Origin of the sequence: Geomesophilobacter sediminis, assembly GCF_016458275.1 — a bacterium.
Taxonomy (GTDB): domain Bacteria; phylum Desulfobacterota; class Desulfuromonadia; order Geobacterales; family Geobacteraceae; genus Geomesophilobacter; species Geomesophilobacter sediminis.
This window is the reverse complement of sequence record NZ_JAEMHM010000009.1, coordinates 29,628-44,311: the sequence shown is the minus strand read 5'-3', so window position 1 is coordinate 44,311 and position 14,684 is coordinate 29,628. Positions and strand designations below refer to the sequence as shown.

The window sequence follows — 14,684 nt, the reverse complement described above, 5'->3', positions numbered from 1 at the left end:
CATTGAAGAGGAAAGCACTGTTCCCAATGATCCCCGAACATGGATGCCCGATGTGCCCTGGGGGGGCTCACTGTTATCGCTGTTGCTTTATCATCGGACGACCGGGTTGATTCCACCCGTTTATCCGTAGATGAGTTTGGGGGGAATAGGAGTGCTGTTGCCAATGAAGTCGTTTGGCACCATATTCGGGAATAGAGAGGGTCGTACCAACCAAAAAACTCGGGTCATACGCCAAATTTGGGAGAATTATTCAAATTGAAATTCGACCAGTCCCGTCGGGATTTCCCGAGAGGCGCATTCCTACGGCGGGCCGGAGTCACAGTCTGCTCAAACCGTAAGATATGGACGCTCGTTCTGAGCGGAGGGGGGGGGTAGGGCAAATCCTCTGGAGCTTCCCTCGTCAGGACCGTGTGCTAACTCATTTTTTTATCCGGGCAAAATGGGTAAAATTTTTTCGGAAAAGGCTGACAGCCGATGGCTGCACGGTCCCTGACTTCTTCGAGGTAACGGAGGGATACCAAAAAGGGCCGGTCCACTTTTAGCGGGCCGGCCCTTCGGTCATTTAGCGGTGCAGAGTCTCTTTTTGTGACCTACCAGTTGAACCGCTCGGAAATACTCACGATCTTCTGGATAACGGCAGATTCACGGGACTTGATTAATAGGCCTTCTCTTGCGGATTTTGCTTCCGTGAAGCAGATGACTTTAGACTCGCAACCATTCGATACCTGTTGAACGCTTCCAACGAAAAGCGGCATTTGCCGGTCTCTCGCCCTTTTTTCCATATCCCCTCCCCAACGATGAAGCCCGTTGTTTATAAGCCATTCTTCGCTAGAGTGTCAACAATTTTCCCTTCGTAGTCGGTGAAGCAATCCAGCAGTTGTGAATAAGCAGGGGTGTCCTTCCCAACGTTTATGGCAACGAACTTGCCATCCACTTTTTTTGTTGTTGTCGTGCAAAAACGGTTCTGATACTGGCGGGGGGCAACTCCCTCAAACGGCAAGAAAAGAACTGCCTCGGTGGTCTCCTCGGTTGTCGAGACAGAATCGTTATGCATTGAAAGTGCGAGGCTTTTTTCGTATGGCTCTATGTAGAACACCTTCTTCATCCCAGACGCGATGATATGTTTCGCGCAGTTATGGCAGGGGAAGGTGGTTACGTACATTGTACCGCTTCTTAATGAAAAACCTTTTCGTGCGGCGCTGGTGATCGCATCCATTTCGGCGTGGACAGCTCGGCAATACTCCGTCAGATCGCTGATACCTGTCTCGTCAGAAATGAGGGGAATCAATTCGGCATCTACTTCGGTTTCAGGGTATTTTTTGGATAACAGCTCCTTAAGCTTCTTTTTTATCACGCCCTTCCGGAATTCGTTTCGGCATTCTCCGCGCGCAACTTTAAAACATCTGGCGTCTTTCTGGCTGTTTTCGACGTACAGGCCACCACCGTACCTGGGGACATCGTTAAATCCGGTTGAAATTATCTCACCATGAGTATTTAACACTGCTGCGCCCACTTGCCGAGACATGCAGCCGGACCTGTAAGCTGCAGACTGGGCGAGGTACATGGCGTATTCGCCATGAGTAGGCGTGACGCTATGATCACCTAGAAGCAGCTTAACGTACCGCTCTATTGAGTCAACAACCCTCTGGGTGGTGAATGGCGAATTCCGTATGAAGAAATCCCCATATTGCAATGTCTTAATCAGTTTTTGGCCGTGACTTATATCTTCTGATTCGTCACGTTTCAAAACCTGTTCGGCATGTTCGGGGGTCATCCCATGAACATCGACCATTATGTTTTTCCGCACGTCAAATGTACAAAGGACGCCAAACAAGCTGAACATCTTGTCGTAGACCAATCTCAGAAGTTTCACTTCCTCCGGGTGCTTTAGACTATCTAGAATCCAAACGAGGGGTTTGGATTCCCGCCGCAATTGCCCAGCGGCTACCTCTTTCTCTGTTATGTCTTTTTGGCGGAATGCTGATACCTTCTTTATGAAAAGCTGAGCGGCGGCGTCTGAGCCGTACTTTAACCTCAACCAGTCTCCGATGTCTTGCAAACACTTGATTCTTTCCTCTTCTGATCCCCAGTCCTTATACTTGAACTTCCCTTTCTCCACCTGTCCTGTATCTTCGAGGGTTGCAATCGCTTCAATCAAAAGGTCGCTCGCTTTGACCGACTTCACCTCGTAAGAATACCTACTGAAACAATCGGAAATTTTTTTGGCTATGTCCGTCGTACCACTGCCCACTGCGCCACAAAGAGCAACAATTTGTTCTTGAGTTCGCCGATTGAGAATGGTGTCGTAAGGCTTTTCCAACTTTTTTACCACTTCCAGCTCAACCGCTTCCGCTGCTTCCATGCCCCCCCCGTGACGAACGATAAGATAGTAATTACTGCACATTCATCAAAACTCGTGCCAATGCCGATACGGGGTAAGTGCTTGATAATACTAAAGCCGTTAATAAAGAGTGTTGCTCGATCTACTGTCCATTTTTTTACAGTCCCTGCTTGCTAATAGGTAAAATATCAAAAAAAACGGGTACATAAGGAGCGATAGTAACATTTTGGACATGTCCATTTTGTTACACTTCTTGAATTGCGCCGAGGACGGGGTGATGTGGGAAAGGTGAGGATTGTATGAGCTGGTAGGTAAATGAGTAACGGGGGGGCTATGAAAGAGGTGTTTGGGGGCATGATCATGTGGGGGGGAGGAAGGGTGGATTAAGAAGATGTACCCTATGTGCACCCTATGAAAATGAAAAAGGTTAAGCCCGAAGGCTTAACCTTTGAATTTGCTGGCTCCCGAGGTAGGACTCGAACCTACGACACACGGATTAACAGTCCGCTGATCTACCGACTGATCTACTCGGGAATGGGCAACAGAGAGCTTATAGCAAATTGCACGGGCCGGTGTCAACCTTTTTTCTATGAGGGTTTGGTTTGTCGATCGAAAAAAAAGATCCTGTCGATGGCTGTGAGTCTTCCACGACGAAGTGGTTCAGAGGGCGCCTGCACCTCATCGATGCCAGGGCGCCGGAATCGGCCTGCGATTGACTTCACCGAAGGGCACGGATATATTCGTGCGGCCGCTGCGCCCTACCGGCAGTTCTCCAGGTATTATCCGAGCCGAGCGCGGGGCGGCGCCATTACTACTTCATGAAACAGGGAGGGGAGATGCCGCCAAAATGTCTTTCTTTTGTGGCTAAGTCGGGTACCGGCAAGACCACGTTGCTGGAGCAGGTGGTCGCGGAGCTGAAACGGCGGGGATACCGGGTCGGGGTCGTGAAGCACGACGCGCACCGCTTCGACATCGACCATCCCGGCAAGGACAGCTACCGCCTGACCGCCGCCGGCGCCGATACCATGATTATCTCCTCGCCCGAGAAGCTTGCCATGGTGAAGCGACACGCAGCATCCCCTCCGGTCGAGGAACTGGTGGCGGCCTATTTCCAGGATGTCGACATCGTACTCACCGAGGGATACAAGAGCGGCCCCCTTCCGAAGCTGGAACTGCATCGGCGGGAGCGCAGCGAGGGTCTTCTTTGCCGCGGGGCATCCCATGATCCCACCCTGGTTGCTGTGGCCAGCGACGAACCTCTGGATCTCGACGTCCCGCTACTGGATCTGAACGACCCTCAACAAGTAACGGACTTCGTGGTAGACAACTTCATTAGGTAGAAACTTAAAAAAATCACATAAACCTCTTGCGCTCCCAGTGGATAATGATAGCCTACTAATGCGTTTTCGGCCGTCAAAAACCTCTGTGGGGTGCCAAAATGCTTTGTAATAACGATGGGTTCGGTTGGACTCGTTATCCTGAAAAAACTCATACGGCGGCTCTTTGGGCCGCCGCTTTAGGTCCGTCTCTGTCCCTTCCTCAGCACGGTGCAGCGTTCGTCCCGGCCAAGCCGTGCGCTGCCCCGCTCTCCACTGCCGCCAACCATTCCGCTATCCTGCCACCGTTTCACCGCGCCCGGAGCGTCCGCTTTACCTCCGTGGCCGAACCTGTCGCCGGCCCCCTGAGGGTGATCGGAGCGTTCGTATTCGCTCTGGTGCTTCTGGTCTGCCAGGTGAACCGGATCCGCGGGCCCGATTTTGCCTTCCCCTGAACGGGCATCCCGCCCGAAGCCAGAGGTGTTGATCTGTGATTTCATACCCGTTCCTGAAAACAGGAAAGAAGGAGGTCCGAAATGAGAAGATACTTGCTGAGCATATTGGTTCCGTTACTGCTGATGCTGGTTCAAAACAGTGCCTTTGCCGGCGAAAGAGCCGGTGCGTTCTCGATCTCGCCGTTTGCCGGAGGATACAACTTCGAAATTGACCAAAGGCGAGACTATGACCTGAGGCAGAATCGTCAGGTTTACGGTCTGCGTCTCGGCTACGACCTTTCCGACCATTTCGAAGCGGAATTGGTAGGTAAGTACATTGATGCAGAAATGGCGTCTGCGCATCGGGATGTCCAGGTCTACGGCTACGGCTTGGACCTGCTTTACAACTTCATGCCTCACTCACGTTTTGTACCGTACGCGGCGATCGGGGGCGGTGGGCTTTCTTTCAATTACCCAGGAGAAGGCGCCGACGGCACCGACGGTGCTTTAAACGCAGGTGTCGGGTTCAAACTGTTCCTGGCGAACAGTGTCGCGTTCCGCGTGGACGGTCGATATATCCTTGATATCGGCAACCGTGGTATCGACAACTGGGAATACACCGCGGGCCTGACCTTCCTCTTCGGCGGTGGCAAGAAGGCTGCGGCGGCTGCCGGCGGGGCTGTCGAGGAGCAGCCGCCGCAGCAGCAGATGGAGAAGGAAGCGCCTCTCGAGCAGGTGCCGGCCGCCGAGCCGACTCCGGGCCACTACAAGTACTGCGTGACCCTCGGCATGCAATTCGACATCGACCAGGCCGTGGTACGTCCGGAGTATCGTGACGAGATCGCCAAGGTCGGCGACTTCATGAAACAGTACCCGACCACCACCGCGGTCATCGAAGGTCACACTGACAACGTGGGTGACCCCGACTACAACATGGGCCTTTCCCAGCGCCGCGCCGAGGCCGTCGTGGATTACCTGGTCACCAACTTCGGCATCGACCGCTCCCGTCTCACCGCAAAAGGGTACGGCATGACCCGCCCGATCGCCGACAACTCGACCGATGTCGGGAAGCAGAAAAACCGCCGCATCCAGGCGGTCATCGACTGCACCTTCACCATGCAGGAAGTCCGTCCTTCGGAACGGCTCTGCGTGAGCCTGGTCATCGACTTCGACCCCGGCCAGGCGGCCATCAAGCCGCAGTACAACGACGAGATCGCCAAGCTTGCCGACTACATGCGGCGCTATCCGACCACCACCGCCCTGATCGAAGGGCACACCGACAACGTCGGCGGCTATGACTACAACATGAAACTGTCCCAGAAACGGGCCGACGCGGTGGTGAACTACCTCGTCGACAACTTCGGCATCGACCGCTCCCGGTTGTCGGCGAAAGGGTACGGCTACACCCGTCGGATCGCCTACAACGACACCGAAGAAGGACGTCAGAAAAACCGCAGGATCAACGCAGTCATCGACTGCGTCGTTCGCCCCTGACGCCTGAGCGATTCTGCAACAAAGAGGGAGGCCGCAAGAACGGCCTCCCTTTTTTATTGTTTAGGCTCGCGGATTTTGTTCACCCCTGGCCTCTACCCTCACTTCGCCGGTGCCACCGAAATCCGCGGGGCGGGAAGCCGGCGTGCGACGATCTTGGGATGTCGGCGACGCAGCGTCCCCATGTCCCCTTCCAGGAAATGCAGGATCGATTGGTCCGGCAGGATCTCCAGGTAGCGGTCAACCAGCTGCCGCATCAGCATGTTGTAGCTTTTCGTCGAGGAGCCGTGCGCGTAGTTGCGCCCGGGGAACCGGCGGATATCGCCGTCGCATTCCGGTGAGACATGGTAGAGCTCATGGAAGATGGTGACGAGCTTTTCGCGGAGGGAAAGTTCCATGAAGCGCGGGACCAGGAAGTAGACGACGTAGAGCATCTCCTGGCCCCGATGGTTGATGGTGGGCATGGTGCAGAGGTAGTCTTTCCGGCCGCGCCGGGTGGTCATGCTCCGGGTGCCCCCCGGAAAGCGCAGCGGGTGGATCTTGGCGTAGCTGCCGCCCCCGCCGGTGCGTCCAAAGGCAATGCACACCAGGAGCTTCAGCGGGTCGATATGGTTCAGCTCGGGGACGCGCAGGGTGACGTCCTCGATGACCCGCTCCAACTCGAAGGTAAGATCGAGCGGGGTCATGCCCCGCTCCAGTTTTTCCGATACTGCACGTCGGACAAGCTAAGGCGCTCCCTACTGCTTCTGCAGGCCGCTGACCTTCAGCTTGTGGCAAAACAGGCAGCGCATCGGGCCGTCCTTGGGCTTGACCGGGTGTTTCGGGGGAAACGGGACGCCGCCCGGCTCGAAATGGCAGGCAGGGCACCCCTTGTCGACTTCCATCTTGCTCTGGGTCTTATTGAAGAGGTCGTAGGACGGCTTGTGCTTGTCGTCCAGCGGAACCCGCTTGGTTTTTTCCTCGCCGGAAATGGCAACGAAGATGATGATGACTACGGCGATGACGCCAATGAACATCCAGTCCTTTTTGCTGATCTGCATCAAAACCCTCCTGGAAAATAAGCTCGGGAGAGGGTAAACGGCTGCTCCCGAAAACTCAAGGGAAATTTAGGCGAGCGCCGCGCAACCGATGGCGCCGTTGTGCTGCGGATGGTGCGGAACGAGGACCTCCATGCGGCACTGCTCCTTGAGCAGGGAGACCATCGCCCCATTGAGGGCGACCCCGCCGGTGATGACCAGGGTCTTCGAGGGGAAGCGTTTGAGCATCGGCATGACCCGCTTCACCAGGGTGAGGTTCACCCCGGCACAGAGCCGGGAGACCGGATGTCCCCGCAGGATCTGACCGATCAGCTCGCTTTCGCCGAAGATTCCGCAGGTCGCGTCCAGCGCGATCGGCTCCTCGGCATGCCGGGAGAGTTCTTCGAGCGGCACTTCGAGCACCGCCGCCATGTTTTCCAGGTACCGGCCGCTGGACGCGGCGCATTTGTCGTTCATGACGAAGTCGGCGAGTTTGCCGGAGACGACCTGGGCCACCTTGGTGTCCTGTCCCCCCATGTCCAGCATGGTGAAGTCGGTAAGCCCGGTCTGGAAAAGGGCGCCGGCAACGTGGGCGCGGATTTCCGAGATGACCCGTGCGCCGTGCAGGTTGATGCTGTTGCGGCCGTAGCCGGTGACGGTGATCCGGGCTTGATCGAGCTCCTCGGCGGAGAAGATGCCGCTCCCCAAGAGGTCGAGGCAGAGTTCGTCGTTATCGATCCGGCCGTACCGCTTGTAAAAGGAAATGGTATCCATGTCCTGGAGTCGGAGGATCTCGGTACCGCTCAAAAGCGCGAACTTCGCCTTCCGGCTCCCCAAGTCGATCCCGATGCTGAGTTTCTGGGTATCGTTCATTGTCTCATTGGTCATTGTTATTGCCGCTCCTGCAACATCTCCAGAAAACCCTCCACCCGGATCTTGGTCCGGGCGTCGACGTCGGCCGGCTTGTCCCCTTCCAGGGTGAGGATCGGGAGGGAAAGCTCCCGGCGCAGTACCATGTCCTCGATCTGCCGGAAGCAGAACGATTGCACGTAATGGATCACGCCGTCGATGCGCCGCGCGGCAAGTTCCTTCTTGATGTCGGCCAGGCGATGGAAGATGTCGTAGGGGTAGGTGTAGGCGCGGTACTGCTCCACGAGGTCGGGGCAGCCGTAGGGCATGGCGAACTGGCGCTGGGTCTCGTTGAACACCACCCGGGCGTTTTGGGTCTCGACGAACTGGTACAGCCCCGAGATGATCGGGGGGACCCCCAAGTAGGCAAGGCGCAACTGCTGTTGCATCGGTGTCCGCTCTTTGGCCCGGGCCAGGAAGGTGTCCACCTCGGCCTCGAAGGCCTCGGCATCCCCGTTCATGTCGGAGGTACAGACCTGGTAGTAGTGGTTTTCCGCCCCGGTCACCCGGTTTTCCTCCCAGGTCAGCCGGTCGATCTCCTTGACCTTGAGACGGATCGCGTCCAGCCGTGCCTTGGCCGCGTGGACCTCGGACCAGCCGACCCCGAAGGCGGCCATCAGCTTTTCGATCTCAGCCCGCAGGAGCTCGGGTTCGCGGCCGCCGGGGTAGGCGAACGGATAGGTGCGGACCCCCTGCAGCGAGAGCACCTCCATCAGCGCCTTGGTATAGCTGCAGTCCCCCTCGGTGACGGCGATCATTTCGGTGACGCCGCTTGCCACCACGGCGCCGTAGATACCCTTGATCCAGCCGCAGACGTTCCTGGGGAACCCGGCCAGTTCCGCCTCTTCTATGTAATCGTTGCTCTGGGGATTGGTGATGAAGATGTTGTTGAGGTCAACCGGGACCGCTCCCGCCGCAACCAGCACTTCGAGCGGGATGGTGGAGGTAAAGCCGACTCTGCGCAATGGGTGTTACTCCGTCTTGATGAAATAGAGATAGATCAGCACTGCGCCGATGGCCAAGCCGCCAAATGCAAAGGGTAGGGTGGAGGAGAGGGTGAGTCCTTCGCTGTCGGTGGGAAGCGTGTAGTGGATGAGCAATAACAGCGCACAGGCGGTGAACAGCACGCTCAGCACGAACTTCGAACGCTTGATGATCGCGTAGAAGGCCAGGATCAAAAAGACCGTGACGAACCACGGGTTGGTGATGGCGCTTTTCACCGTGAGGTGTTTCACGAAATCGACGACGTTCGCCGTTTCGAAAGGCCTCAGGGCATCGCGCGTTTTTTCCACCAGGGCGGCCTTTTCCATGCCTCCTCCTCAAAGATGTCTGATTATAGTCATATGGCCAAAATTGGCAAGTAGTTAAAACAGGAAGGGATTCCGGACCGCCGGCAAAGAAATATGAACAACCGGGAAAATGTTGTTTACAAACGGCGGCGATCTTCTTAAATATACGCATTTTGTTTTGCCAAAAGGGGGGGCTATGGACGAGCTGAAATCCACGCCGCTGGTGAAGGAACATGAGGGGCTGAAGGCGCTGATGGCGCCCTTCGGCGGATGGCTGATGCCGATCCAGTATTCCGGCATCATCGCCGAACACAAGTGGTGCCGGGAGAAGGCGGCCCTCTTCGACATCTGTCACATGGGTGAGTTCCTCTTCAAAGGCGACATCGTGGCCAGCGGCCTGGAGGACGTCTTCACCTTTTCCGTCAAGGGGATCCCGGTCGGGCGCTCGCGCTACGGTTTCCTGCTCAACGAAAAGGGTGGGGTGATCGACGATCTCATCGTCTTCCGCCTGGCGGAGGACGAGGTGATGATCGTGGTGAACGCCGCCACCATCGCCAACGACTTCGCCGTCATCAGTTCCCGTCTCAAGAATCCCGCACTTCTCACCGACATCTCCGACGCCACCGGAAAGCTCGACCTCCAGGGCCCGCTCTCCCGCGAGGTGCTGGTCGAGCACCTGGGGTCCGACATCGCGGAAATCCCCTTCTTCAAATTCATCCGGAAAAAGATCCTCGGGGTCGATGCCTTGGTCAGCCGCACCGGGTACACCGGCGAGCTGGGGTACGAAATCTTCATTCCGGCGCCGAAGGTGCGCGAGCTGTGGGATCTCCTCCTCAAAGACGCGCGGGTCGAGCCCGCCGGGCTGGGAGCCCGCGACCTGCTCCGCCTCGAAGTCGGCTACTCCCTCTACGGCAACGACCTCGACGACGTGACCACGCCCCTTTCGGCGCAGCTTATGGCCTTCGTCAACCTCGACAAGTCGTTCGTCGGCAAGGAGGCCATTCTCAAGGAGCAGAGCCAGGGCTCGCCCAAGAAGAAGGTTGCCTTCAAGGTCGATTCGCGCCGCTCGCCGCGCCACCATTACGAGATCCACTGCGACGGCAAAAACGTCGGCACCGTCACCAGCGGCGCCTTCTCGCCCATGCTCGGCTGCGGCATCGGGCTCGGCCTCGTCGCCCCCGAGGTCGCGGAACTCGGCAAGCGCCTGGTAATCAAGCACGAACGAGTGGAAATGGACGCAACCGTGGTGGAGCTCCCGTTCTATGCCGGGGGATCGCTGCGCTCCTGATCGGATTTCAGCTGTTTATTTACTTACGAGGAGGATGGACAGATGGCCAAGTACTACACCAAAGAGCACGAGTGGGTTGAGTTGGACGGCGCCACCGGGACGGTCGGGATCAGCGAGCATGCCGCGCACGAACTGGGCGACATCACCTTCGTCGAACTTCCCAAGATCGGCAAGGCGGTGAAGCAGTTCGATACCCTGGCCGGGATCGAGTCGGTCAAGGCCGCCAGCGACATCTACGCCCCGGTCTCGGGCAAGGTGGTCGCGGTGAACGACGCGCTCGACGCCGCCCCGGAGCTGGTGAACGAAAGCGCCGAGGAGAAGGGGTGGGTCTGCCGCCTGGAGGGTGTCGACGCGGGTGAACTGGCCGCACTGATGGACGCCGCCGCTTACCAGCAGTTCCTCAAGGGGCTCGAATAACATGGGATACTGTCCGAACACCCCGGACGAGATCCGGGAAATGCTGGCGGTGATCGGGGTCGGCAGCGTGGAGGAGCTCTTCTCCGCGATCCCGGACAAGCTGCGCGCCAAGTCCTTCGACCTTCCCGCCGGGCTCTCCGAGTTCGAGCTGATGCGGATCATGAAGGAGAAGGCCGCGGCCTCGGGTCAGGAGATCACCAACTTCATCGGCGGCGGGCTCTACGACCACATCGTTCCGGCGGTGGTGGATCATCTCTCCGGGCGCGCCGAGTTCTACACCGCCTACACGCCGTACCAGCCGGAATGCGCGCAGGGGACCCTCCAGGCGCTCTATGAATACCAGAGCTCGATCTGCCGGTTGACCGGCATGGAGGTTTCCAATGCCTCCCTCTACGACGGCGGGACCGCCCTTGCCGAGGCCGCGCTGATGGCGCTGCGGATCACCGGGCGCAACAGCATCGTGGTCGATGCCTCGGTGAACCCGTTCCACCGCGAGGTGGTCCAGGGATACCTGCACAGCCTGTCGGCGCATTCGGAGGTGATAGCCCCGGACGGCTGCGAGCCGGCCATGGACCGCCTCATGGCCGCCATCACCGACGAAACCGCCGCGGTCATCGTCCAAAACCCCAACTTCTTCGGGAGCGTAACCGATTTCACCGAACTGGCCAAGAAGGCGCACCAGCACGGGGCGCTCCTCGTGGTCGGCTCCTACCCGGTGGCCCTGGGCCTGATCAAAACCCCGGGGGAAATGGGGGCGGACATCGTGGTGGGGGACGGGCAGAGCCTCGGGAACCCGCTCTCCTTCGGGGGACCCTACTTCGGGTTCATCACCACGACCAAGCAGTACATCCGCAACATTCCGGGACGCATCATCGGCGAGACCGTCGACAAGCTCGGCCGCCGCGGCTACGTCCTGACCCTCCAGGCCCGGGAACAGCACATCAAGCGGCACAAGGCGACCTCCAACATCTGCTCCAACCAGAGCCTCTGCGCGCTGCGCGGCCTGATCTTCATGTCGGCCCTGGGCAAAGAGGGGCTGAGCGAGCTCGCGGCGCTGAACTACGACAAAAGCGAGTACGCCAAGTCGGTCTTCTCCGGCATCAAGGGGGTCACGGTCGCCAACCGGGGCGCCACCTTCAACGAGTTCACCCTCACCCTTGCCAGGCCCGCGGCCGAGGTCGTGGAAAAGCTCCTTACCCAGGGGATCGCGGCGGGGCTTCCGCTCGCACCCTACTATGAAGGGCGGGATAAGGAACTGGTGGTGACCGTGACCGAGAAACGGACCAAGGCGGAGATCGAGCGTCTGGCCGGTCTTTTGGAGGGGGCACTATGAAACTGATCTACGAACTGTCCGTTTCCGGCCGCAGCGGGGTGCGCATCCCGGTTTCCGACGTGCCCAAGGCGGCGCCGCTGCCGCAATCCTTGCGCCGGGCCGAGCCGGCCGCGCTCCCCGAGGTGGCGGAGCTCGACCTGGTGCGGCATTTCACCGGCCTTTCCCGGAGAAACTACTCCGTCGACACCAACTTCTACCCGCTGGGCTCCTGCACCATGAAGTACAACGCCAAGGTGATGGAAAACGCCGGCTCGCTCTTCGCCGACAGCCATCCGGTGCTGGCGCTGCTTCCCGGCGGGCCGGAAAAGGTCCAGGGACCGCTCTCCCTGATCCACGGCCTCGAGCAGCAACTTGCCGAGATCACCGGCATGGACGAGGTGACCACCCAGCCCTTGGCCGGCGCCCATGGCGAGATGACCGGGATCATGGTGATCGCCGCCTACCACAAGGCGCGCGGGCAGAACCGGCGCTACGTCATCGTTCCGGACTCTTCGCACGGCACCAACCCGGCCAGTGCGGCGATGGCGGGGTACGAGATCGTCACCATCCCCACCGCACCCTACGGCGACATGGACCTCGATGCCTTCCGGGCCGCGATGAACGATCAGGTGGCGGCGGTGATGATGACCTGCCCCAACACCCTGGGCATCTTCAATCCGCACATCGCCGAGATCTGCGAGATCGCCCACCAGGCCGGCGCGCTCGTTTACTACGACGGCGCGAACCTGAACGCTATCCTCGGCAAGGTCCGCCCCGGCGACGTCGGCTTCGACGTCATCCACGTCAACCTGCACAAGACCTTCGGCACCCCGCATGGCGGCGGCGGCCCGGGCAGCGGCCCGGTCGGGGTGAAATCCCACCTGATCCCGTACCTCCCGACCCCGCGCGTGGTGAAGGGGGCGGACGGAACCTTTGGCGTGGAGGCCCATCCCGAGGGGATCGGCCGGGTCTCCGACTTCTTCGGCAATTTCGCCATCATGGCGCGGGCCTTCGCCTACATCACCATGCTGGGGCGGGAAGGGCTGATCGAGGTGAGCGAGCAGGCGGTCCTGAACGCCAACTACATGATGGCGCGCTTGAAGGAGGAGTACGAGCTTCCCTTCGACATCACCTGCATGCATGAATGCGTCTTCTCCGCCTCGCGCCAGCTGAAAGACGGGGTGCACGCGATCGACATCGCCAAGTACCTGATCGACCGCGGCTTCCACCCGCCGACCGTCTACTTCCCGCTCAACGTGAAAGAGGCGATCATGATCGAGCCAACCGAGACCGAGAGCAAGCAGACCATGGACTCGTTTATCGCCGTCATGCTCGAGGCGGCCGAGGTGGCGCGGACCCGTCCCGAGGAGTTGCACGACGCTCCGGTGACCACACCGGTCGGGCGGCTCGACGAAACCCGGGCGGCCCGGGCGCTGCAGGTCTGCTGCGAGCTTTAGGCTTGTCCGCGCCCAGCGGTTTTCCTATGGCCGGGAAAGCCGCAGCTGTGCTACTCTGTCCGCTGGTTACACCGGAGAAGTCGCACAGGAAACATTCAGAGTAATGAGCGCGACCTCCGGGGATGGTTACCGGAGGTCGCTTCATTTTGTGGAATCCACCCGCGTTTGGATGCCGAACGCGGTAGGCGCTACATTCCTGGTCGTGATCATCCCCCTTACGGTAGGAGCGACATTCCTGTCGCGATCATCGGCCTTACTATGGGAGCGCCTTTCCTGGCGCGATCCGCCAATGGCGGTGACGACTGCCTCCCCCCGGGCAGGCGACCTGGTTGCTGATCCAAAGACTCTCGCTCGCGACAAGACTCTCGCTCGCGACAAGAATGTCGCTCCTACGGAGTTTGTGGCCGCATCGTCTCCTGCGGGAAAACTTTTAACCCACGAGGTGCTCAGACCCTTGACCCACTGGCGTCTCATAGATACCGGACCGCTGGACGCGGCCGCGAACATGGCGGTGGATGAGGCGCTTCTCGCCTGCTTCGACCCGGCCACTTCGCAGCCGGTGCTGCGGCTTTACGGCTGGTCCCCACCGGCGCTCTCGCTCGGCCGTTACCAGGATGCCGCCACCGCCCTGGATCTTCCCCGCTGCGCTGCCGACGACGTCGCCGTGGTCCGGAGGATGACCGGCGGCGGCATCATCTACCATGCCGACGAACTCACCTACAGCATTGTCTGCCGACCGGACCAGGTCGGGGAGGGGGCCGGAGTGAAGGCAGGTTTCCGGCGGCTGTGCGGCTTTCTGTTGGGGGCCTACCGAAAGCTCGGGCTGAACCCTTCCTTCGCCATCGACCACAATCCCGAAGGTGCTCAGCTCGGGGTCCGGACCTCCTTTTGCTTTGCCGGCAAGGAGGAGTGCGACATCGTGGTGCAGGGGCGAAAGCTCGGCGGCAACGCCCAGCGCAGGGCGCGCGGGCTGATCCTGCAGCACGGGTCGATCCCGCTGCAAAGTCGGGTGCCGCTTGGGCTTACGTACGTGACCGATTCTTCTCCCGGCGCGGAACGGGCGGCAAGTCTTGCCGAACTGGGGGTGGAGACCGAGCCGGATCGGCTCAAGACGTTGCTGCGGGAGGCGTTTGAGGAGACGCTCGGGGTGCGGCTCACTCCGGTTTCGTTGTCTCCCCAGGAAGCGGACGCGGTCGAGCGGCTTACCCGCGAGAAGTACCGCGCGACCCGCTGGAATATTGAGGGGATCGATCGCTAAGGCTATACTTGCCGCTGGCCTTGGTAGGAGCGCCATTCCTGGCGCGATCCGCCACAGGCGCCGACAGCGGTTGCGGTTATTCGCGCCTGGAAAGACGCTCCCACAGGGTAGGCTCCATTACCCAATTATCCTTGCCCTCCACCCGGAGGCTTCTCG

Annotated in this window: 13 protein-coding genes and 1 tRNA gene; 7 read left to right on the top strand and 7 right to left on the bottom strand. The window is 59.4% G+C overall.

Annotated features, from left to right (window positions below; genetic code table 11):
- Window positions 1-811 precede the first annotated feature (811 nt).
- Together JFN93_RS11855 and JFN93_RS11850 are read right to left on the bottom strand one after the other, a co-directional pair.
- Window positions 812-2,362, bottom strand: a complete 1,551-nt coding sequence (locus JFN93_RS11855; protein WP_199384299.1) for an anti-phage dCTP deaminase — start codon at window positions 2,360-2,362, stop codon at window positions 812-814.
- Between the two features lie 437 nt (window positions 2,363-2,799).
- Window positions 2,800-2,875: transfer RNA gene (locus JFN93_RS11850), tRNA-Asn, on the bottom strand.
- Window positions 2,876-3,177: 302 nt separating this feature from the next.
- On the opposite strand from JFN93_RS11850, the gene mobB reads away from it, so the two are divergent.
- Together mobB and JFN93_RS11840 are read left to right on the top strand one after the other, a co-directional pair.
- Window positions 3,178-3,681: a molybdopterin-guanine dinucleotide biosynthesis protein B gene (gene mobB, locus JFN93_RS11845; RefSeq protein ID WP_199384298.1), complete on the top strand. Its 504-nt coding sequence runs from the start codon at window positions 3,178-3,180 to the stop codon at window positions 3,679-3,681.
- 512 nt (window positions 3,682-4,193) lie between these two features.
- Window positions 4,194-5,585: an OmpA family protein gene (locus tag JFN93_RS11840; RefSeq protein WP_199384297.1), complete on the top strand. Its 1,392-nt coding sequence runs from the start codon at window positions 4,194-4,196 to the stop codon at window positions 5,583-5,585.
- A gap of 98 nt (window positions 5,586-5,683) precedes the next feature.
- On the opposite strand, the gene JFN93_RS11835 is transcribed toward JFN93_RS11840, so the two are convergent.
- The 5 genes from JFN93_RS11835 to JFN93_RS11815 form a co-directional block, all read right to left on the bottom strand.
- Window positions 5,684-6,268, bottom strand: coding sequence for a putative metallopeptidase (locus JFN93_RS11835; RefSeq protein ID WP_199384296.1), 585 nt, complete (start codon window positions 6,266-6,268; stop codon window positions 5,684-5,686).
- A gap of 51 nt (window positions 6,269-6,319) precedes the next feature.
- Window positions 6,320-6,622 (bottom strand): cytochrome C, encoded by a 303-nt coding sequence (locus JFN93_RS11830; RefSeq protein WP_199384295.1) that lies wholly within the window; start codon window positions 6,620-6,622, stop codon window positions 6,320-6,322.
- Between the two features lie 66 nt (window positions 6,623-6,688).
- A complete protein-coding gene (locus tag JFN93_RS11825) occupies window positions 6,689-7,471 on the bottom strand; it encodes an acyl-CoA dehydratase activase (protein ID WP_199384487.1) in 783 nt (260 codons plus the stop codon).
- Window positions 7,472-7,488: 17 nt separating this feature from the next.
- On the bottom strand, window positions 7,489-8,472 hold the full coding sequence (locus JFN93_RS11820) for a 2-hydroxyacyl-CoA dehydratase family protein (RefSeq protein WP_199384294.1): 984 nt from the start codon (window positions 8,470-8,472) through the stop codon (window positions 7,489-7,491).
- A gap of 6 nt (window positions 8,473-8,478) precedes the next feature.
- On the bottom strand, window positions 8,479-8,817 hold the full coding sequence (locus tag JFN93_RS11815; protein WP_199384293.1) for a hypothetical protein: 339 nt from the start codon (window positions 8,815-8,817) through the stop codon (window positions 8,479-8,481).
- A gap of 175 nt (window positions 8,818-8,992) precedes the next feature.
- Here JFN93_RS11815 and gcvT point away from each other — a divergent pair, with 175 nt between their 5' ends.
- The 5 genes from gcvT (at window position 8,993) to JFN93_RS11790 (ending at window position 14,528) form a co-directional block, all read left to right on the top strand.
- A complete protein-coding gene (gene gcvT, locus JFN93_RS11810; RefSeq protein WP_199384292.1) occupies window positions 8,993-10,084 on the top strand; it encodes a glycine cleavage system aminomethyltransferase GcvT in 1,092 nt (363 codons plus the stop codon).
- A gap of 42 nt (window positions 10,085-10,126) precedes the next feature.
- Window positions 10,127-10,501 (top strand): glycine cleavage system protein GcvH, encoded by a 375-nt coding sequence (gcvH, locus tag JFN93_RS11805; protein ID WP_199384291.1) that lies wholly within the window; start codon window positions 10,127-10,129, stop codon window positions 10,499-10,501.
- A gap of 1 nt (window position 10,502) precedes the next feature.
- Window positions 10,503-11,834 carry an aminomethyl-transferring glycine dehydrogenase subunit GcvPA gene (gene gcvPA / locus JFN93_RS11800; protein WP_199384290.1) on the top strand — a complete coding sequence of 444 codons (1,332 nt, stop codon included), beginning with the start codon at window positions 10,503-10,505 and terminating at the stop codon, window positions 11,832-11,834.
- A complete protein-coding gene (gene gcvPB, locus JFN93_RS11795; protein ID WP_199384289.1) occupies window positions 11,831-13,270 on the top strand; it encodes an aminomethyl-transferring glycine dehydrogenase subunit GcvPB in 1,440 nt (479 codons plus the stop codon). The genes gcvPA and gcvPB overlap by 4 nt, the downstream gene beginning before the upstream one ends.
- A 454-nt stretch (window positions 13,271-13,724) precedes the next feature.
- Window positions 13,725-14,528 (top strand): lipoate--protein ligase family protein, encoded by an 804-nt coding sequence (locus tag JFN93_RS11790; protein WP_199384288.1) that lies wholly within the window; start codon window positions 13,725-13,727, stop codon window positions 14,526-14,528.
- Window positions 14,529-14,684 lie beyond the last annotated feature (156 nt).